Genomic DNA, 21731 nt, shown 5'->3' on the forward strand with positions numbered 1-21731 from the left:
TAAAGGATTATGTCGTCTCATTACGAAGCACCCATTAGAAAACCTTTAGTAGTAGGAAGTAAATCTTACCACGATGTAACGGTAGATGTTGCAAGACCTGTAGAAGGTAGAGCAAACAAACTATGGTGGACAGTATTTTCAATCGCATTAGCCGCTTTCCTATGGGGATTAGGTTGTATGATTTATACGGTAACCACTGGTATTGGAACATGGGGATTAAATAAAACAGTTGGCTGGGCTTGGGATATCACCAATTTCGTTTGGTGGGTAGGTATCGGTCACGCCGGAACACTTATCTCTGCAGTATTATTATTATTCCGTCAAAAATGGAGAATGGCCATTAACCGTTCTGCAGAAGCAATGACGATTTTCTCTGTAATGCAAGCAGGTTTATTCCCAATTATTCACATGGGTCGACCATGGTTAGGATACTGGGTATTACCAATTCCAAATCAATTCGGATCATTATGGGTGAATTTTAACTCACCATTATTATGGGACGTATTCGCAATTTCTACTTATTTATCAGTATCATTAGTTTTCTGGTGGACTGGTTTGTTACCTGACTTTGCTATGTTACGAGATAGAGCTGTAACACCTTTTACAAAAAGAGTGTATTCTATTCTTTCTTTTGGATGGTCTGGTAGAGCTAAAGACTGGCAACGTTTTGAAGAGGTTTCTCTTGTATTGGCTGGTTTAGCAACTCCTCTTGTACTTTCTGTACACACTATTGTATCCTTTGACTTTGCTACTTCTGTAATCCCAGGATGGCATACAACAATCTTACCTCCATACTTCGTTGCTGGAGCGATTTTCTCAGGATTTGCAATGGTAAATACTTTACTTATTATCATGAGAAAAGTATCTAATTTAGAAGATTATATCACAGTACAACATATTGAATTAATGAACATTGTAATCATGATTACTGGTTCTATCGTAGGTTGTGCCTATATTACAGAGTTATTCGTAGCTTGGTATTCTGGAGTTGAGTATGAACAATACGCATTCTTAAACAGAGCAACTGGTCCTTACTGGTGGTCATACTGGTTAATGATGACGTGTAACGTAATTTCTCCTCAAGTTATGTGGTCTAAGAAAATTAGAACCAATATTATGGCGTCTTTCATTATCTCTATCGTGGTTAACGTAGGTATGTGGTTTGAGCGTTTTGTAATTATCGTAACTTCATTACATAGAGATTATTTACCATCTTCATGGACAATGTTCCAACCAACTTTTGTTGATGCTGGTATTTATATTGGAACTATCGGATTCTTCTTCGTATTATTTTTATTATATTCTAGAAGTTTCCCTGTAATTGCTCAGGCAGAGGTTAAAACAATCTTAAAAGGTTCTGGAGATAATTACAAGAGAGAAAGAGAACAACACGGACATAATCATTCAGATAATCATTAATATCATGAGTAATAAAGTAATACACGCTATATATAATGATGATGATGTTTTAATGGATGCTGTTAAACAAACAAGAGCAGCTCATCATCATATTGAAGAAATTTATACACCTTTCCCTGTTCATGGTTTGGACAAAGCTATGGGATTGGCTCCTACAAGAATTGCAATTTGTGCCTTTTTGTATGGTTTAGTTGGACTTTCTGTTGCTACATGGATGATGAATTTTATCATGATTCAAGATTGGCCACAAGATATTGGTGGTAAACCAAGTTTTAATTATATTGACAACATGCCAGCATTCGTGCCAATTATGTTCGAATTAACAGTATTTTTTGCAGCCCATTTAATGGTAATTACTTTTTATATGAGAAGTAAATTATGGCCATTCAAACAAGCAGAAAATCCTGATGTTAGAACTACTGATGATCATTTCTTGATGGAAGTTGGTATTCATGGTAATGAAGAAGAATTAATTTCTTTCTTTACTAACACTGGAGCAGTTGAAGTAAAAGTAGTAGATAAGCATTAATAGATAGTTATGAAAAGTTTATATAAAATAGTAGCAGTTGTAGGTTTGTCTTTCATGGCAACTTCATGTTTCGATAAAGCAAAACCTAACTATCAGTTTTTTCCAAACATGTATGAAGCAGTTTCTTATGAAACGTATTCAGAACACAGTGTTTTTAAAGGAGGAGTAGAAGCGCAAGTTCCTGCAAAAGGTTCTATTAAAAGAGGTTTTGTTCCTTACGAAATTCCTAATACACCAGAAGGTTATGCTTTAGCAAAAGCCTCATTAAAATCTCCTTTAGATTCATTAAGCTTAAATCCTGATAAAGCAAAAGAATTGTACACTGTTTATTGTGCAATTTGCCACGGAGATAAAGGTGACGGAAAAGGAAATTTAGTAGTTAAAGAAAAATTTCTTGGCGTACCAAGTTATAAAGATAGAGAAATTACAGACGGAAGTATTTTTCACGTAGTAACTTATGGATTAAATTCTATGGGTTCTCACGCAAACCAATTGTCTCAAGAAGAAAGATGGCAAGTTGCGGATTACGTTTTAAAATTAAAAGCTGGATTATAATAATAAAACCTTTTGAAAATAATAGATATGTACACGTTTTCAAGTAAATTAAAAACATTTTCATTCGTCCTAATGATTTTAGGTGCTATTGGTATTGGAGTTGGTTTTTGGCAAGCTCCTAAAACTATTGAAGATGTTGAAAAAATATTAGCAGATAGTCACCATGGTCATGAAGCTGCTCATGTAGAAAAAGTTGCTCATGATGCAGAAGCACATGCTGTTACAGAGCCTGCTCATAGCGAAGTTGCTGTTGTAGATTCTACAAAAGCTATCGTTACAGATTCAGTTCATGCTACACATGAAGCTGTTGATTCTACTGCTGTTGCAGTTGCTCCAGTTGCAGACAACCATGATACGCACAAAAAAGAAACAGTTGCTCACGAAGCAGATCACGATAAAGAACATGCTGAACACGTTTTTCATCAATTGCAAAACAAGCCTTGGGCTGCTTTGTATGTTGCATGTATTTTCTTCATGTTAATATCAGTTGGGGTTTTAGCTTTTTATGCCATTCAATATGCTGCTCAAGCAGGTTGGTCTCCAATTTTGTTTAGAGTAATGGAAGGTATTACCTCGTATTTATTACCAGGTTCTATTATTTTCTTTATTTTATTAGTTGCTGCTGGAATGCATTGGGGTCACAATCATCTTTTTGTTTGGATGGATGCAGATGTCATAAATCCAGAATCGGTTAAATTTGATAAACTTATTTTTCTTAAAAAAGGATGGTTAAGTGTTGGAAGATTTTTAGCTACTGCTGCAATTATTTTAGTGGTATGGAATTGGGTTCGTTTCAAATTCAGACAAAACTCAATTGCACAAGATACAGCTACTGACAACGCACCATACAAGAAAAACTTCAAATTAGCAGCTTTCTTTTTAGTGTTTTTCATCGTTTCTGAGTCTATTATGTCTTGGGACTGGATTATGTCTGTTGATCCACACTGGTATAGTACTTTGTTTGGATGGTATGTATTCGCTAGTTTCTTTGTAAGTGGAATTACTGTTATTGCAATGATTACTTTATACTTAAAATCTAAAGGATATTTAGAGCATGTAAATACAAGTCATATTCATGATTTAGCTAAATTTATGTTTGGTATTAGTATTTTCTGGACCTATTTATGGTTCTCTCAATTCATGTTAATTTGGTATTCAAATATTCCTGAAGAAGTTACTTATTTCGTTACAAGAATTGAACACTATAAATTGCCTTTCTTTGGAATGTTAGCCTTAAACTTTATTTTCCCATTGTTAATCTTAATCAATACTGATTTCAAACGTTTAACTTGGATTGTAGTTATGGCTGGTGTAGTAATCCTATTTGGTCACTATATTGACTTTTTCAATATGATTATGCCTGCAACAGTAGGTGATCAATGGTTTATCGGTATTCCAGAAATCGGTTCTTTAGCATTCTTCCTAGGATTATTTATATTTGTTGTATTTAGTGCGCTTACAAAAGCACCAATTGAACCAAAAGGAAATCCTTTCATTGAAGAAAGTAAACATTTTCATTATTAATAGTTAAAAAGAAATATAAAATGACAAGTTTCTTGGTATTTACAGTTTTAGTTTTAATCGGAATTGCCGTATGGCAGTTAACTAAAATCTTTGATTTAACACAAGTTGGTGGTGTTGCTGATGATTCAGAAATTGCTAACGATAAAGATAATAGTGTTAATGGTTACTTAATGTTTGCATTTGTGGGTTTCATTTATGTTTTCACAATATATTCATTATATGCTTGGGGAGATTTAGTTTTAGGAACTCCAGCTTCTGAACACGGAAAAGACGTAGATAGTTTAATGGCTATTTCTATGGCGTTAATTTTCTTTGTTCAAACAATCACACAGTTTTTATTACATTATTTTGCTTTTAAATACAGAGGTAAAGAAGGACAAAAAGCTTTATACTTTGCAGATAATAATAAATTAGAGGCTATTTGGACCATTATTCCTGTTATCGTTTTAGCTGGTTTGATTTTGTATGGTTTATATACTTGGAACAACATTATGTTTGTTGACGAAGAAGATAAGCAAGATGCAATAGTTATTGAATTATATGCTAAACAATTTGGATGGGAAGCACGTTATGCTGGTGACGATAAAACATTAGGAAAAGCTAACGTAAGATTAATTGAAGGCATTAATACTTTAGGAGTTGATTTAGCTGACCCAGCTGCTCAAGATGATAAAGTTGTCACAGAATTACACTTACCAGTAGGTAAAAAAGTGATTTTTAAAATGCGTTCTCAAGATGTTTTACACTCAGCTTACATGCCTCACTTTAGAGCGCAAATGAACTGTGTTCCTGGAATGATTACTCAATTTTCATTTACTCCAACAGTTACAACTGCTGATATGAGAAATGATGTTGCAATTATAGCTAAGGTTGATAAAATCAATAAAATTAGATCTAAAAACAGTAAAAAAATTGTAGCTGAAGGCGGAACCGCTCTAGATACATACACTTTCGATTATTTGTTATTGTGTAATAAAATTTGTGGAGCATCTCATTACAACATGCAAATGAAAATTGTTGTTGATACACCATCAGATTTTAAAAAATGGTTAAATGAAAAACCTACATTAGCTCAACAATGGAAAGAAGCTAATGCTCCTGCTCCTGTAGCAGCTCCAGTTTCATCTCCTGCTGTTGCAGTTGATACAACTAAAGTTTTAGCTCAAGTTATTAAATAAGTTATTTTATATTAAATATAATAGAATTAGTATGTCACACGATCACGGTCATCATAAAGAAACTTTCATTACTAAATATATTTTTAGTTTGGATCACAAAATGATAGCGAAACAATACCTTATTTCAGGTTTATTGATGGGTATTGTTGGAGTTGTTTTATCTTTATTCTTCCGTATGCAAATTGCATGGCCAGAAGAATCTTTCGAAATTTTCAAAGTATTCTTAGGAGATAATTTCGCACCTGATGGAGTAATGCGTAATGATATTTACCTTGCTTTGGTAACAATCCATGGAACTATCATGGTATTCTTTGTACTTACTGCTGGTTTGAGTGGTACATTTAGTAACTTATTAATTCCTTTACAAATTGGAGCTCGTGATATGGCTTCCGGATTTATGAACATGTTGTCTTTCTGGATGTTCTTCATCTCTTGTGTTATCATGATTAGTTCATTATTTGTTGAATCTGGACCTGCCTCTGCTGGTTGGACAATTTATCCTCCTTTAAGTGCTTTACCTCAAGCGATACCTGGTTCTGGTTTAGGTATGACTTTATGGTTATCTTCTATGGCTATTTTCATTGCATCATCATTAATGGGTTCTTTGAATTACGTAGTTACAGTAATTAACATGAGAACTAAAGGAATGACAATGACTAGATTACCATTAACTGTATGGGCTTTCTTCGTAACAGCTATCATTGGTATCGTGTCTTTTCCAGTATTATTCTCAGCAGCATTGTTATTAATTTTCGATAGAAGTTTTGGAACATCATTCTTCTTATCAGATATTTTCATTCAAGGTGAAGTTTTACATTACCAAGGGGGTTCTCCAGTATTATTCGAACACTTATTTTGGTTCTTAGGTCACCCTGAAGTTTACATCGTATTATTACCTGCTTTAGGTATTACTTCTGAAATTATTGCTACAAACTCTAGAAAACCAATTTTTGGTTACCGTGCAATGATTGCTTCTATCTTAGCAATTGCTTTCTTGTCAACTATTGTTTGGGGTCACCACATGTTCGTATCAGGTATGAATCCTTTCTTAGGTTCGGTATTTACTTTTACAACGTTATTGATTGCAATTCCATCAGCGGTAAAAGCATTCAATTACATTACAACTCTTTGGAAAGGTAATCTTCAGTTAAACCCTGCAATGTTATTCTCAATCGGATTAGTTTCTACTTTCATTACTGGAGGTTTAACAGGTATTATTCTTGGAGATTCAACTTTAGATATTAACGTTCACGATACATATTTCGTAGTAGCTCACTTCCACTTGGTAATGGGTATCTCTGCACTTTACGGATTCTTTGCTGGTGTTTACCACTGGTTCCCTAAAATGTTTGGTAGAATGATGAACAAAAACTTAGGTTATGTTCACTTCTGGGTAACTGCTATTTGTGCTTACGGAGTTTTCTTCCCAATGCACTTTATTGGAATGGCTGGTTTACCTAGACGTTATTATACAAATTCGGCTTTCCCATTATTTGACGAGTTAGCTGATGTGAATGTTTTAATTACGATTTTTGCTATTGTTGGAGCTGCATTCCAAATTGTTTTCTTCTGGAACTTCTTCTATAGTATTTTCTACGGTAAGAAAGCAACTCAAAACCCATGGAGATCTAATACTTTAGAATGGACTACACCAGTAGAACATATTCACGGGAACTGGCCTGGAGAAATTCCTGAAGTACACAGATGGCCTTATGATTATAGTAAACCAGGTCATGATGAAGACTTCGTTACGCAAATCACACCAATGAAAGAAGGAGAAGAAGTTTTACATCACTAAGATTTTTTCCACAATATACAAACCTCTCCAATCGGAGAGGTTTTTGTTTTATAACTTTACTTATCTTTGCTTTTATGAATGATAATTTGAATCCCAATATAGAATCCTATTCTCCGCAAGATATTGATATCGAAAAGGCATTACGTCCACTAAGTTTCGATGATTTTGCCGGACAAGATCAAGTGTTAGAAAATCTAATTGTTTTTGTTCAAGCAGCAAATTTGCGTAAAGAAGCCTTAGACCATACTTTGTTTCACGGCCCTCCTGGTTTGGGGAAAACAACGTTGGCAAACATCTTGGCAAACGAGTTAGGAGTTGGAATTAAAATTACTTCTGGACCTGTTTTGGATAAACCCGGCGATTTAGCGGGATTATTGACAAATTTGGAAGAAAGGGATGTTTTATTTATTGATGAAATTCACCGTTTAAGTCCAATTGTTGAAGAATATTTATATTCTGCAATGGAAGATTTCAAGATTGATATCATGATTGAATCGGGTCCAAATGCAAGAACAGTTCAAATCAACTTGAATCCGTTTACTTTAGTTGGGGCCACCACTCGTTCTGGATTATTAACTGCACCAATGCGTGCTCGTTTCGGAATTCAAAGCAGATTACAATATTATAATACCGAATTATTAACAACAATTGTGCAACGTAGTTCTTCTATTTTAAAAATGCCTATAACTATGGAAGCGGCAATTGAAATCGCAGGGAGAAGTAGAGGAACACCTCGTATAGCCAATGCTTTGTTACGTCGTGTGCGCGATTTTGCTCAAATCAAAGGAAACGGAAAAATCGATATCGAAATTGCAAAATTTGCACTAAAAGCACTTAATGTAGATGCACACGGTTTAGATGAAATGGATAATAAAATCTTATTAACCATAATCGAAAAATTCAAAGGTGGACCAGTTGGATTATCAACCTTGGCAACCGCAGTTTCTGAAAGTGGTGAAACCATTGAAGAAGTGTACGAACCTTTCTTAATTCAAGAAGGCTTCATTATGCGAACCCCAAGAGGAAGAGAAGTAACCGAAAAAGCATACAAACATTTGGGAAAAATTAAAAATAATATTCAAGGAGGACTTTTTTAGTTTGATTGACAAGAAAGAAAAATATACACAGTTGATAAAAGCCGAATCCAAAAGACTCGGCTTTCTCTCTTGCGGTATTTCCAAAGCTGGTTATCTGGAAGAAGAAGCGCCTCGTTTAGAAAATTGGTTAAATAATCAAATGAATGGTCAAATGAGTTACATGGAAAATCATTTTGACAAACGTTTGAATCCAACTTTATTAGTAGATGATGCTAAAAGTGTGATTTCGTTATTATTGAATTATTATCCTTCCGAACTTCAAAATGAAGATTCGTATAAGATTTCCAAATATGCTTACGGGCAAGATTACCATCATATCATAAAAGAGAAATTAAAGGAATTGTTACATTTCATTCAAACCGAAATTGGCGAACTTTCTGGAAGAGCTTTTGTAGATTCGGCACCGGTTTTAGACAAAGCTTGGGCGGCAAAAAGTGGCTTGGGTTGGGTTGGAAAAAACAGCAATCTCATCACCCAAAAAGTCGGATCATTCTATTTTATTGCCGAATTAATCGTGGATTTGGAATTAGATTATGATACGCCAACAACAGACCATTGTGGTTCTTGCACTGCTTGTTTGGATGCTTGTCCCACGGATGCTATTGTGGCTCCGTATGTTGTGGATGGAAGCAAATGTATTTCGTATTTCACTATCGAATTGAAAGATAATTTACCACAAGAAATGAAAGGTAAATTTGACGATTGGATGTTTGGTTGCGATGTATGCCAAGATGTTTGTCCGTGGAATCGATTTTCAAAACCACATAATGAACCTCTTTTTCAAACGAATTCGGATATTTTAAATTTCTCAAAATCCGATTGGGAAGAAATTACGGTGGATACATTTCAAAAAGTATTTAAAAATTCAGCCGTGAAGCGAACCAAATATGAAGGCTTACTTCGTACTATTAATTTTTTGAAGAAATAAAATTGTATAGCGCTTTTCAGACAAAAATGTTTCCCATCAAAAAACTTTGACGTAGCTTTGAGAGGTATTAAAAAGAAAAATTAAATCTAAAATAAAATTATATGGCATCTGGATTTTTCGCAATCTTAGACGATATCGCTGCATTAATGGATGATGTAGCAATGACAAGTAAATTAGCAACCAAAAAAACTGCAGGAATTTTAGGAGATGATTTGGCAGTTAATGCCGAAAAAGCGACTGGATTTTTAGCTTCAAGAGAAATTCCGGTACTGTGGGCGATTACAAAAGGATCGTTTATCAATAAATTGATTATTCTACCGGTAGTTTTTGTTTTAAATTGGCTGTATCCGCCAGCCATTAAAGCGGCTTTAATCATCGGAGGAGTTTACTTAGCCTATGAAGGTGTGGAGAAAATTATCGAATACTTTTTTCATCGTGCTAAAAAAGGCGAAGAAGTTATCAAAGAAAGTAAATTGGAAGAAAACGCTGAACATTCTGAAAAAGCAAAAGTAAGTTCGGCAATTAAAACGGATTTTATTCTTTCGCTTGAAATTGTCATCATCGCTTTAGGAACGGCAATGGAAAAAGAACATCCGCTAATTACCCAAATTTTGAGTGTAACTTTTGTCGCAATTATTGCCACTATTGGAGTTTATGGAATTGTAGCTTTAATTGTAAGAATGGACGATGCAGGATTTTATTTAATGAAAAAAGGCAATAATAAAGGGTTTTTATCTAATCTAGGTAGCGTTTTAATCAAAGCCTTGCCATTGGTTATCAAATTTTTGGCTGTCGTAGGAACTATTGCACTTATTTTAGTTTCAGGAGGTATTTTTCTTCATAATATTGAATATGTTCATCATGTAGTGCCACAAAATATTCCTTCAATTGTAGCAGAATTTGGCGTTGGAATAGCATTCGGATTGGTAGCTGTTTTGTTGGTGATGGTTTTTAAGAAGGTGAAGGGTTTAATTCAAGGGTAGTTTATTTTTAAGATATAAATTATGAAAAAACAGGTGCTTTATTTAATATTCATTATTATATTGACTGGTTGTAAAAATGAAAACAGCGGAAATAATCAATTATTTGTTTCTAAATCGCTTGATAGTATTCTAAATGAATATGTTAAAATTAATAAATTAAGACAGAAAATAGACAACGACAGCTTTTACTTATCTAAACAATCTTACGAAATATCATTTTTTGAGAAAGAATATGATACCATTGCTATTATAGGAAGAATTCCTTTTTATGCTACTGATTTTTTTGCAGAGAATAGTTTTGAAAGAATAGAAAGGAGATTAGGATTAAAAAGATTAGAGTTAATACAAAACCCTATTTATATGGGTAGCTTCCAATATAAAAATAATCCTGTACATATTTATGATGTTAGAGATAAGGTTGGAAAGAAGGAATATTTTTTTGATAATTTAAAGACTGAAGATTTTAAAGAGTATTATATTAAAGAAGAATTTATTGGAGATACTATGGCTTCGTTTTGGATTTATAAAATAAAAAACAAAAAATTTATATTAGAAAAGAAGACAAAACCTTATGTTTACCAATAGTTTATTTGATTTCTAAAGATTAATGGGAAGTGTGTTACTTTCCAAAATTTTTAAATGACCTAAAGTCAATATTACCTAAATCATTAATTGATTTATTTTTTCAAAAGAATGCCAAAATAATTTCTCATTTTATGCGCATACTACTATATTTGTAAGTTAGTAAAATAAAAAACCATGCATAAAGATAGTAAACGTAGAGAAGCCTTATTATATCACGCAAAACCAACACCTGGAAAAATTCAGGTTGTTCCTACAAAAAAGTATGCCACACAACGAGATTTAGCTTTGGCTTATTCTCCAGGAGTAGCAGAACCTTGTTTAGAAATTGAAAAAGACGTTAACAACGTTTATAAATATACCGCAAAAGGAAATTTAGTTGCTGTAATATCAAACGGAACCGCAGTTTTAGGTTTGGGAGATATTGGTCCAGAAGCTTCTAAACCCGTAATGGAAGGAAAAGGGTTGTTGTTCAAAATCTTCGCCGATATTGATGTTTTTGATATCGAAGTGGGAACAAAAGACATCGAAGAATTCATTGCAACGGTAAAAAATATTTCTCCCACTTTTGGAGGAATTAACTTGGAAGACATCAAAGCGCCAGAATCTTTTGAAATTGAAAAACGTTTGGTGGAAGAATTGAATATTCCAGTAATGCACGATGACCAGCACGGAACCGCGATTATTTCATCAGCAGCTTTATTGAATGCAGTAGAATTAGCAGGCAAGAAAATGGAAGAAGTTACGATGGTAATTTCTGGGGCAGGTTCTGCAGCCATTGCTTGTGCTAATTTGTATGTGTCTTTTGGTGTAAAACCAGAAAACGTGGTAATGTTCAACAGTAAAGGTGCTTTACGAAAAGACGATCCAAAAATTTCCGACATGCAACGTGTGTATGCTACAGATAAACATTTTGACGATTTAGCACATGCTATGAAAGGGGCTGATGTTTTTGTAGGATTGTCAACAGGAGATATTGTTACACCTGATATGTTATTAGGAATGGCAGATAATCCAATTGTGTTTGCTATGGCAAATCCAACTCCGGAAATTAATTATGATTTAGCAATCGCTACACGAAAAGATATTATTATGGCAACGGGTCGTTCAGACCATCCTAATCAGGTAAATAATGTGCTTGGTTTTCCATTCATTTTTAGAGGCGCTTTAGACGTTAGAGCGACTAAAATTAATGAGGACATGAAAAAAGCTGCCGTAGTTGCCTTGGCTAATTTAGCAAAAGCATCTGTTCCGGAGCAAGTAAATATAGCTTATGGCGAAACCAAATTAACGTTTGGTCGTGATTATATTATTCCAAAACCATTTGATCCAAGATTAATTGCCGAAGTGCCACCAGCAGTTGCAAAAGCAGCAATGGAATCAGGAGTAGCATTAGCACCCATTACCGATTGGGAAAAATATAAAGATGATTTATTAGAACGAATGGGTTCTGATAACAAGATGATTCGTTTGTTAACTAACAGAGCTAGAACGAGTCCAAAACGCATTATTTTTGCTGAAGCTGATCAAATTGATGTCTTAAAAGCGGCTCAAATAGTTCATGAAGAAGGTATTGGTTTCCCAATTTTATTAGGAAATAAAGAAATTATATTAGAATTAAAAGAAGAAATTGGTTTTGATATTGATGTGCCTATTTTTGATCCAAAAACAAAAGAATCTGAAGCAAAACGCTTAGAATATGCTAACCATTTTTGGCAAACTAGAAAACGTAAAGGTGTTACGTTATATGAAGCTGAAAAATGGATGCGTGAGCGTAATTATTTTGGTTTAATGATGGTAAATACTGGTGAAGCAGATGCAATGGTTACAGGGCATTCAAGAAGCTATCCTTCAACGATTAAGCCAGTTATGCAATTGATTGAAAAAGCGCCAGGCGTTTCTAAAATTGCCACAACCAATATGATGATGACATCAAGAGGTCCAATTTTCTTGTCGGATACCGCAATTAATCCAAATCCAACAGCTGATGATTTAGCAAGAATTGCTTTAATGACAGCTAAAACAGTTAGAATGTTTGGGATGGAACCAGTTATTGCAATGGTTTCTTTTTCAAATTTTGGTTCGTCTCACAATGAAGGTCCAAATAAAGTAAGACAAGCTGTAGCCTATTTGCATGAAAATTTTCCTGATTTAATTGTTGACGGAGAAATTCAAACCGATTTTGCATTGAATCCAGAAATGCTAAAAAGTAAATTTCCTTTTTCTAAATTGGTAAATAAAAAAGTAAATACACTTATTTTTCCTAATTTAGACGCTGCAAATATTACCTATAAATTATTAAAAGAATTGAATAAGTCAGAATCTATCGGGCCAATAATTCTAGGATTAGACAAACCTGTACACGTGTTTCAATTAGGTGCAAGTGTTGAGGAAATGGTAAATATGGCAGCGGTAGCTGTAGTAGATGCTCAAGAAAAAGGAAAGAAGTTAATAAAATAATAAGATAAGATGATAGCGCACATCCAAGGAAGATTAGTTGAAAAAACACCAACCGAAGTAATCATTGATTGCAATGGTGTGGGCTATCATATTAATATATCTTTACATACTTTTTCATTATTACCCGATTCTGAAAGTTTAAAATTATTCACTTTTTTACAAATAAAAGAAGATGCACATACCTTGTATGGGTTTGTAGAAAAACAAGAGCGTGAATTATTCAAATTATTACTTTCCGTTTCAGGAGTTGGTGCTAGTACAGCTAGAACTATGCTCTCTTCATTAGCTCCAAGTCAAATAATTCAAGCAATTGCTTCAAACGATGTGGGAACCATGCAATCTATGAAAGGAATTGGAGCAAAAACAGCGCAACGAATTATTCTTGACTTGAAAGAAAAAGTGTTAAAAGTGTACAATTTAGATGAAGTTTCAGTAATTGAAAGCAATACAAATAAAGATGAAGCGTTATCTGCTTTAGAAGTTTTAGGTTTTGCCAGAAAAGCAGCTGAAAAAGTTATTGATAAGATAATTAGAGAAACCCCAAATGCCTCTGTAGAAAACTTAATAAAACAAGCTTTAAAAAATTTATAAAACTTGGAAAAAACAGCAACAAAAGCAATAGGTAATATAAAATATAGTCTTGCATTCATCGTAATGTTGTTTTCTTTTTCACTACAGGCTCAAGTAGATGATGAGGAGCAAGATACTTTGCAAACCGGTGTTGATTTAGGTACCATAAAATTACCAAATCCCATAAGTATAGCTGAATTATATACTTACAATTCAGCAACAGATAGATATATTTATACCAATACAGTTGGTGATTTTAATATTAAATATCCTTTGATTCTTACGCCAAAGCAATATCAAGAATTAATACTTCGTGAAGAAATGCGAAAGTATTATCAACAGAAGTCAGCAGCTATTGATGGTCAAAAAGCAGGTTCTGATGCTGCTAAAAAAGACTTATTGCCAAAATATTATGTAAATTCAAAATTTTTCGAAAGCATTTTTGGAAGTAATACAATAGATGTAAAACCAACAGGAACAGTAGACTTAGACTTAGGAGTAAGATTTACAAAGCAAGACAACCCCGCTTTTTCACCTAGAAATAGAACAACAACAAGTTTTGATTTTGATCAAAGAATTAGTGTTGGTTTACAAGGTAAAGTTGGAACACGCTTGAATGTTAATATTAATTATGATACACAATCTACTTTTGCTTTTCAAAATTTAATTAAATTAGAATACGCTCCAACAGAAGATGATATCATCCAAAAAATTGAAGTAGGAAATGTTAGTTTTCCACTTTCAAATTCTTTAGTTCGAGGTGCGCAAAGTTTGTTTGGTGTCAAAGCTCAACTACAATTTGGTAAAACAACATTTACAGGTGTTTTCTCGGAACAAAAATCACAAACAAAATCTGTAACTTCTCAAGGAGGAGGAACACTTCAAGATTTTGAAATGTTTGCCTTGGATTATGATGCTGATAGACACTATTTTTTATCACAATATTTTAGAGATCGTTATGATAAAGCTTTAGAAACTTATCCATATATTAATTCACGCGTACAAATTACTCGAATTGAGGTTTGGGTAACGAATAAACAAAATAGAGTTAGTACAACCGAAAATAATTTAAGAAATATTGTGGCGCTTCAAGATTTAGGAGAGTCGCAGCTTTTTGGTTCACCAGACGATGAAGTTGTCGGTGTAGCAGATCCTGGTTTTTTTAATGTTTCTCCAGATTCTCCATCTAATAATGCTAATAATAAATTTGATCCAAATAATATTGGAAGTAATTTTTTAAACAGCAGTATAAGAGACGTTTCAACAGCGCTGAATGGTTTCAATAACGCAGGAATGGCGGAAGGGATAGACTTTGCAAAACTTGAAAATGCTAGGAAATTATCTGCCTCAGAATATACTTTTCACACTCAATTGGGTTATCTTTCGTTAAACCAAAAATTAACTAATGATGAAGTATTAGCAGTTGCTTATCAATATACTATTGGAGATCAAGTATATCAAGTAGGAGAATTTGGTACCGATGGAGTTGATGCAACAAATGTTGATTCAGGAGGAGTACCTTCTTCTCAAGCATTATTGCTAAAAATGTTGAAATCTAACTTGGTTGTTGTAAGTGAGCCAGCTTGGGATTTAATGATGAAAAATATTTATCAAATTCCTGGAGGTTATCAATTGCAACAAGAAGATTTTAAATTTAATATTTTATATACGGATCCATCTCCTTTGAATTATATTACTGAAGCTGGAGTAGATCCGCTGCCTGCTGATGTTCAAGAAACACCGTTATTAAAAGTGTTTAATGTAGATAAATTAAACTACACCAACGATCCTCAAGAAGGAGGAGATGGTTTTTTTGATTTTATCGAAGGGCAAACAGTAGACACGCAAAAGGGAAGAATTATTTTTACAACCGTAGAGCCATTTGGAGAACATTTATTTGAAAAATTAAGACTAAATGCCTCGGAGGATTATGATGGAACAATTTATAACACGAATCAAACAAAGTACGTTTTTAGAAATTTATATAAAACTACGCAAGCAGCAGCTTTACAAGAAAGTGCAAAAAATAAATTCCAATTAAAAGGTCGTTTTAAATCAATGGGGGGCGACGGTATTTCTATAGGAGCTTTCAATGTGCCTCAAGGTTCAGTTGTGGTTACTGCTGGCGGAAGAATCTTGGTTGAAGGGGTAGATTATACGGTTAATTACCAATTAGGGAAAGTAAATATTATTGACCCTTCGTTGCAAGCTTCAAATACACCAATTGAGGTTTCTGTTGAAAATAATTCAGTATTTGGACAACAAACAAGAAGATTTTGGGGTATTAATGTGGAACATAAATTCAATGAAAAATTTCTGGTAGGAGCCACATTTTTAAACATGTCTGAACGACCATTTACAACAAAATCGAATTATGGTCAAGAGTCTGTTAATAATTCTATTTTTGGATTGAATACTAATTTTTCAACTGAGGTTCCATTTTTAACTCGATTAGTAAATAAATTACCAAACATTGATACGGATGTTCCTTCAAATATATCGTTTAGAGGTGAGTTTGCTTACCTAAAACCTGGTGCGTCTAAAACGGATCAATTTAATGGTGAAGCAACAACTTATATTGATGATTTCGAGGGTTCTCAATCAACCATAGATATGCGCTCTCCTTTATCATGGAGTTTAGCTAGTGTGCCTTTGGAAGAAAATTTTGATGGTGATCCGACTTCAAATGAACCGCCGGTAGATGTGTTAAGTATTGGTTACAAAAGAGCCAAAATGTCTTGGTATTCTATTGACCCAATTTTTTATACACAACCGCCAGGAGGAATCTCAGACGATGATTTATCATTTAATAAAACCCGACGCGTTTTTAGTAGAGAATTATACCCAGTTACCGATATAGCTCAAGGACAAACTAACGTTATAAGTACTTTAGATTTAACGTATTTTCCAAAAGATAGAGGGCCTTATAATTTTAATCCAGCTTTAGCAACTACCAATCAATTTAGCGACACAGATGCTCCAGATAATTGGGCAGGAATCATGCGAGCGATTAATTCAACAAATTTTGAACAATCGAACGTTGAATACATACAATTTTGGGTGATGGATCCTTATTACGGTAATCCTGGCGATGTTGCAGATCAAACAAATACAGGTAAAATAGTATTTAATTTAGGTGAAATAGCTGAAGATGTTTTAAGAGATGGTAAAAAATTGTATGAAAACGGACTTCCAGAGGTAGGTTCTGCAAGCCCAACAATTGCAACTCAATGGGGTCAAGTTCCAGCTTCACAATCGTTGATTTATGCCTTTGATACTTCTGAAGCAAATAGAAATGTTCAAGATGCAGGTTTTGATGGTTTATTGGATGCAGATGAAGCAGTAAAATATCCTGATTTTGCAGGACAACCCGACCCGGCAGCCGATAATTATAATTTCTATTTAAATACAGGCGGAAGTGTTGTTGAACGCTACAGAGATTACAACGGTAATCAAGGAAATTCACCTGTAAATGTTACAGATACAAACAGAGGAAACACCACATATCCAGATGTAGAAGATGTTAATCGTGACAACACTATGAACACGATTAATGCCTATTTTAAATTTGAAGTGCCAATTGAATATTATCCTGACGGAGGAGTTCCTGTTGGTCAAAATTACATTGCCGATTTTAGAGAAGATAATAATGTAGACTTACCAAATGGTGAAACAGGTAGAGTACGATGGATTTTATATAAAATTCCAATCCTAGAATTTACCGATGCCAATAAAGTAGGGCCAATTTCTGATTTTCGTTCTATTCGTTTCATGCGAATGTATATGGCTGGATTTAAAGAAGAAGTAACACTTAGATTTGGAGCCCTTGATTTAGTTAGAGGAGAATGGAGAAGATTTACAAGTTCTTTAGATGTTAATGATACTAACGTAGATGATGATGAAACAGGATTTGATGTTGTAGCTTTAAATATTCAAGAAAACGGAAACAGAAGTCCAATAAATTATGTTACTCCACCAGGTGTTGTTCGCGAGCAATTATATAATAATAATACCGTTATCAATCAAAACGAACAATCTCTTTCTTTAAGAGTTTATGATAAATTAGGAGGCTTTGTTAACGGATTAGAAGCTGGAGATTCTAGAGCAGTTTTCAAAAATGTAAATGTGGATATGCGTCAATTTAAAAAGCTTAGAATGTTTTTACATGCAGAAGCTTTGCCATTACCTGGAACGGGAAATCCGCCTGCAGCAGATGGTTTACAAGATGATGAATTAGTAGCTTTTATTAGATTTGGAAACGATTTTACCGAAAACTTTTATCAAGTAGAAATGCCATTAAAAGTTTCTCCATTTACAGCTTCAACTGCAGAAGCAATCTGGCCAGAAGAAAATGAAATAACGGTACCATTAGATTTTTTAACTACATTAAAAATTTTAAAACTTCAAAACAATCCAAACATTGTCGTTGATGCAAATGGTATTGGTTTTATAGAAGAAGAAAATCCAGAAATTGGTTCGTCAAATAATCGATTAACTCTTGGAATTAAAGGAAATCCAAATTTTGGATTAGTTAGAACTTTAATGATTGGGGTTAAAAACAAATCGGGTGATATAAAACGCGGGGAAGTTTGGTTTAACGAACTTCGAATGTCTGACATGGACAACAAAGGAGGCTATGCCGCAATTGCTAATATGGATACTAATCTAGCAGATTTTGCAAATATTTCAGCTACTACAAGAGTTAGTACCATTGGATTTGGCTCCCTAGAACAAGGTCCAAACGAAAGAAGCAGAGAAGATGTTTTTCAATACGATATAGTGACTAATCTAAACCTTGGAAAGCTATTGCCAAAAAAATGGGGAATTACCTTACCATTCAATTATGCGGTGGGAGAAGAAACAATTACGCCAAAATTTGATCCATTTTATCAAGATATTGAGTTGGATAAATTATTAGATATCACTGATGATGCTTCAGAAAGAGCTAATATTGAAAATAGAGCGATAGATTATACAAAGCGAACAAGTATTAATTTTATTGGGGTTAGAAAAGAAAAAAATCCTGAAAAAAAATCTCATTTTTACGATGTAGAAAATCTAACACTTTCTTACTCGCTTAATGAAATGGAGCACCATGATTATGAAATTGAAAGTTTACAAGACAAACAAAACAGAACATCTGTTGATTATGCATATTCATTTAAACCATTAACAGTAGAACCTTTTAAGAATTCTAAAACGCTTAAGAAAAATGGGTATTATAAAATGTTGAGCGATTTCAATTTCAATTTCTTACCAACAAATATCAATTTTAGTTCTACGATTTTACGTCAGTTTAACAAGCAACGTTTTAGATTAGTTGATGTGCAAGGAATTGGACTTGGCGATTTATATCGACGCAATTATTTCTTCAATTATCAATATGGCTTTAATTATAACATTACAAAGTCATTGCGTGTAAATTATACTGCATCATCTAATAATATTGTTCGTAATTATTTAGATGAAAATAATTTGCCTATCGACGGACTTGATATTTGGGATGATTATTGGGATATTGGTCAATCGAATCAACACAATCAACAACTAGTTGTAAATTATGATTTGCCAATAAATAAAATTCCAGCATTAGCTTTTATTAAATCAACTTATATTTATACAGGTGATTATAACTGGCAACGTGCTTCTGATGCTTTTTCAACCATTCAAGCTGAAGACGGAACAATTTATGCTTTAGGAAACACCATTCAAAATGCTAGTTCGCATAAATTGAACACAACTTTTACAATGGATATGTTTTACAAATATGTTGGTCTGACAAAAAATAAATCCAATAAATCAAAAAACAAAACAAATAAAGATAAAAAAGAAGCACCAAAGCCAGGACAAAAAGTGGTAGCAGAGAATAAAAATATAAGTACCGAAAGAAATATTTTTGTAAGTGGATTGATTGGTTTAATAACTAGTGTGAAAACAATTCAAACTACTTTTGTACAAAATGAAGGAACAGTTCTTCCAGGGTATCTTCCAGGATTAGGATTTTTTGGTTCTTCAAAACCTACGTTAGGATTTGTTTTTGGAAGTCAAGCAGATGTAAGATATGAAGCGGCTAGAAATGGTTGGTTAACTTCTTTTCCAGAATTTAATCAAAATTTTACACAAGTAAAAAATAAGGAAATGACTTTTACCGCAGAGTTAGAACCTTTTTCAGATTTAAAAATTACTTTGTCAGGCGATAGAAGATATGCGTATAATTTTTCTGAACAGTATGATGTAACTTCAGGACAATATAACTCTCGTTCTCCATATGATTTTGGTAATTTTAATATTTCAACAATATTAATTAAAACAGCTTTTTCTCAAAGTGATGTAAATTTCTCTGAAGCTTTTCAAGATTTTAGAGATAATCGATTAAAAGTTGCAGATAGATTAGCAAATAGTTATTATGGAGGAGCACCTTTTCCAAGAGATGCTGAAGGATATCCAATTGGTTATGGTAAAAATAGTCAACAAGTATTACTGCCTTCCTTTATAGCAGCTTATTCAGGAAAAGATGCTAATAAAGTTTCAACAGGAGTGTTTAGAGATATTCCACTTCCTAATTGGAATGTTAAGTATACAGGTTTAATGCGCTATAAATGGTTTAAAGACAAATTTAAAACGTTCTCTATCCAGCACGGTTACAGAGCAAGTTATAACATCAATGCGTTTCGATCAAATTTAAACACAACTCCAACGGATGTGAATGGTAATTTCTATGCAAATAAATTAATTTCAAATGTGAATTTAGCAGAACAATTCAATCCGTTAGTGAAAGTAGATATGACTTTGAAAAATTCATTCAAAATATTGGCTGAAATTAAAAAAGATAGAACTTTAAACATGAGTTTTGATAACAATTTATTAACTGAAGTTTCAGGAAATGAGTACATAATTGGTTTAGGGTATAGAATTAAAGATGTAACGATTAATTCAGCATTAGCAGACAACGTTTCTGGAGTAATAAAAAGCGATATCAATATAAAAGCTGATTTTTCACTTCGTAAAAACAATACTATTGTTCGTTACTTAGATTATGATAACAATCAATTGGGTGGTGGACAAGATATGTGGTCTATTAAATTAACAGCTGATTATTCTTTCAGTAAAAATTTAACAGCTATATTTTTCTATGATCATCAATTTTCTCAAGCGGTTATTTCAACTTCATTTCCAATAACCAATATAAGATCTGGATTCACATTACGCTATAACTTTGGAAATTAAAAGCTTAAGACCTGTATTTTAGAATGCAGGTTTTTTTATTTCATTTAAAAAAATAACAAAAAACATATTTTACATTTCAATAATTACGATTACATTTGTCAATTATAAAATCAAACTAAATAATGAATATACCAGCTAATTTAAAATACACAAAAGACCACGAGTGGGTTTTAGTTGATGGAGATGTTGCAACAGTAGGAATTACAGATTTTGCCCAAAAAGAATTAGGTGATATCGTATATGTTGAAGTTGAAACACTAGATCAAACATTAGATAAAGATGAAGTTTTTGGAACGGTTGAAGCAGTAAAAACGGTTTCAGATTTATTTTTACCGCTTTCAGGTGAAATTATCGAGTTTAATGATTCGTTAGAATCAGATCCTGAAAAAGTAAATTCAGACCCTTATGGAGACGGATGGATGGTTAAGGTAAAAATTTCAGATGACTCTCAAATAGAAACACTTTTATCAAGTGAAGAGTATAAAGCTCTTATCGGGGCCTAATTTAGTACTGTTAGCTTTAACTTGGACATTAGTAATATTAATTGCAAGTCTAGTAAGCTTAGGAAACATGCCTTCTGTTGAAGTTCCTGGAAAAGATAAAACAATACATTTTATTTTCTATTTTGTTTTAACACTTCTCTGGAATTTTGCGTTACAAAAAAAGTATAAAATCTGGTCGTTAAAGTTTATAATAGTTATTGCGGTAATTATTTTTGGCATAATTATTGAAGTTTTACAAGGAGTTTTAACAAAAAACAGAGAAGCTGATATTTATGATGTAATGGCTAATTCGGCCGGAGCATTAATAGCTTTGATTGTTATATTTTGGTTAAAAAATAAAACTTTTGAAAAAAAATTTTAAAACATTTCTATTATTAA

General features: G+C 33.2%; 15 protein-coding genes. All 15 read left to right on the forward strand.

Annotation, left to right across the window (positions count from 1 at the left end):
• Positions 1-9 precede the first annotated feature (9 nt).
• The 15 genes from nrfD (at position 10) to OLM52_RS12845 (ending at position 21714) form a co-directional block, all read left to right on the forward strand.
• A complete protein-coding gene (nrfD, locus tag OLM52_RS12775; protein ID WP_264548883.1) occupies positions 10-1419 on the forward strand; it encodes an NrfD/PsrC family molybdoenzyme membrane anchor subunit in 1410 nt (469 codons plus the stop codon).
• Between the two features lie 4 nt (positions 1420-1423).
• Complete coding sequence (locus OLM52_RS12780; RefSeq protein ID WP_264548884.1) at positions 1424-1948, forward strand: DUF3341 domain-containing protein; 525 nt, start codon at positions 1424-1426, stop codon at positions 1946-1948.
• Positions 1949-1957: 9 nt separating this feature from the next.
• Complete coding sequence (locus OLM52_RS12785) at positions 1958-2503, forward strand: c-type cytochrome (protein ID WP_264548885.1); 546 nt, start codon at positions 1958-1960, stop codon at positions 2501-2503.
• A gap of 27 nt (positions 2504-2530) precedes the next feature.
• The gene (locus OLM52_RS12790) at positions 2531-4027 is read left to right on the forward strand and encodes a quinol:cytochrome C oxidoreductase (protein ID WP_264548886.1); all 1497 of its coding nucleotides are present in this window, start codon (positions 2531-2533) and stop codon (positions 4025-4027) included.
• Positions 4028-4047: 20 nt separating this feature from the next.
• Positions 4048-5205: a cytochrome c oxidase subunit II gene (locus tag OLM52_RS12795; RefSeq protein ID WP_264548887.1), complete on the forward strand. Its 1158-nt coding sequence runs from the start codon at positions 4048-4050 to the stop codon at positions 5203-5205.
• 31 nt (positions 5206-5236) lie between these two features.
• Positions 5237-7003 carry a cbb3-type cytochrome c oxidase subunit I gene (locus tag OLM52_RS12800; RefSeq protein WP_264548888.1) on the forward strand — a complete coding sequence of 589 codons (1767 nt, stop codon included), beginning with the start codon at positions 5237-5239 and terminating at the stop codon, positions 7001-7003.
• 74 nt (positions 7004-7077) lie between these two features.
• Complete coding sequence (gene ruvB, locus OLM52_RS12805; RefSeq protein ID WP_264548889.1) at positions 7078-8100, forward strand: Holliday junction branch migration DNA helicase RuvB; 1023 nt, start codon at positions 7078-7080, stop codon at positions 8098-8100.
• A 1-nt stretch (position 8101) separates the two neighbouring features.
• Positions 8102-9028 carry a tRNA epoxyqueuosine(34) reductase QueG gene (gene queG / locus OLM52_RS12810; RefSeq protein WP_264548890.1) on the forward strand — a complete coding sequence of 309 codons (927 nt, stop codon included), beginning with the start codon at positions 8102-8104 and terminating at the stop codon, positions 9026-9028.
• Between the two features lie 101 nt (positions 9029-9129).
• Positions 9130-10011: a DUF808 domain-containing protein gene (locus OLM52_RS12815; protein WP_264548891.1), complete on the forward strand. Its 882-nt coding sequence runs from the start codon at positions 9130-9132 to the stop codon at positions 10009-10011.
• A 21-nt stretch (positions 10012-10032) separates the two neighbouring features.
• The gene (locus tag OLM52_RS12820) at positions 10033-10596 is read left to right on the forward strand and encodes a hypothetical protein (RefSeq protein WP_264548892.1); all 564 of its coding nucleotides are present in this window, start codon (positions 10033-10035) and stop codon (positions 10594-10596) included.
• Positions 10597-10770: 174 nt separating this feature from the next.
• Complete coding sequence (locus OLM52_RS12825) at positions 10771-13053, forward strand: NADP-dependent malic enzyme (protein WP_264548893.1); 2283 nt, start codon at positions 10771-10773, stop codon at positions 13051-13053.
• A gap of 9 nt (positions 13054-13062) precedes the next feature.
• The gene (gene ruvA, locus OLM52_RS12830) at positions 13063-13644 is read left to right on the forward strand and encodes a Holliday junction branch migration protein RuvA (RefSeq protein WP_264548894.1); all 582 of its coding nucleotides are present in this window, start codon (positions 13063-13065) and stop codon (positions 13642-13644) included.
• A gap of 63 nt (positions 13645-13707) precedes the next feature.
• Complete coding sequence (gene sprA / locus OLM52_RS12835; protein WP_264550551.1) at positions 13708-20850, forward strand: cell surface protein SprA; 7143 nt, start codon at positions 13708-13710, stop codon at positions 20848-20850.
• 122 nt (positions 20851-20972) lie between these two features.
• Positions 20973-21353: a glycine cleavage system protein GcvH gene (gene gcvH / locus OLM52_RS12840; protein ID WP_264548895.1), complete on the forward strand. Its 381-nt coding sequence runs from the start codon at positions 20973-20975 to the stop codon at positions 21351-21353.
• Entirely contained in the window at positions 21322-21714 is a 393-nt protein-coding gene (locus OLM52_RS12845; protein WP_264548896.1) for a VanZ family protein, read from the forward strand. Before gcvH ends, OLM52_RS12845 begins: the two co-directional genes overlap by 32 nt.
• The last annotated feature ends 17 nt before the right edge of the window (positions 21715-21731 follow it).

Source organism: Flavobacterium sp. N2820, assembly GCF_025947285.1.
Classification (GTDB): Bacteria; Bacteroidota; Bacteroidia; order Flavobacteriales; family Flavobacteriaceae; genus Flavobacterium.

What these genes read in the sequence shown, in the direction of transcription:
- nrfD (WP_264548883.1), top strand. Translation starts at nt 10, where the DNA reads ATGTCGTCTCATTACGAAGCACCCATTAGAAAACCTTTAGTAGTAGGA.
- OLM52_RS12780 (WP_264548884.1), top strand. Translation starts at nt 1,424, where the DNA reads ATGAGTAATAAAGTAATACACGCTATATATAATGATGATGATGTTTTA.
- OLM52_RS12785 (WP_264548885.1), top strand. Translation starts at nt 1,958, where the DNA reads ATGAAAAGTTTATATAAAATAGTAGCAGTTGTAGGTTTGTCTTTCATG.
- OLM52_RS12790 (WP_264548886.1), top strand. Translation starts at nt 2,531, where the DNA reads ATGTACACGTTTTCAAGTAAATTAAAAACATTTTCATTCGTCCTAATG.
- OLM52_RS12795 (WP_264548887.1), top strand. Translation starts at nt 4,048, where the DNA reads ATGACAAGTTTCTTGGTATTTACAGTTTTAGTTTTAATCGGAATTGCC.
- OLM52_RS12800 (WP_264548888.1), top strand. Translation starts at nt 5,237, where the DNA reads ATGTCACACGATCACGGTCATCATAAAGAAACTTTCATTACTAAATAT.
- ruvB (WP_264548889.1), top strand. Translation starts at nt 7,078, where the DNA reads ATGAATGATAATTTGAATCCCAATATAGAATCCTATTCTCCGCAAGAT.
- OLM52_RS12815 (WP_264548891.1), top strand. Translation starts at nt 9,130, where the DNA reads ATGGCATCTGGATTTTTCGCAATCTTAGACGATATCGCTGCATTAATG.
- OLM52_RS12820 (WP_264548892.1), top strand. Translation starts at nt 10,033, where the DNA reads ATGAAAAAACAGGTGCTTTATTTAATATTCATTATTATATTGACTGGT.
- OLM52_RS12825 (WP_264548893.1), top strand. Translation starts at nt 10,771, where the DNA reads ATGCATAAAGATAGTAAACGTAGAGAAGCCTTATTATATCACGCAAAA.
- ruvA (WP_264548894.1), top strand. Translation starts at nt 13,063, where the DNA reads ATGATAGCGCACATCCAAGGAAGATTAGTTGAAAAAACACCAACCGAA.
- sprA (WP_264550551.1), top strand. Translation starts at nt 13,708, where the DNA reads ATGTTGTTTTCTTTTTCACTACAGGCTCAAGTAGATGATGAGGAGCAA.
- gcvH (WP_264548895.1), top strand. Translation starts at nt 20,973, where the DNA reads ATGAATATACCAGCTAATTTAAAATACACAAAAGACCACGAGTGGGTT.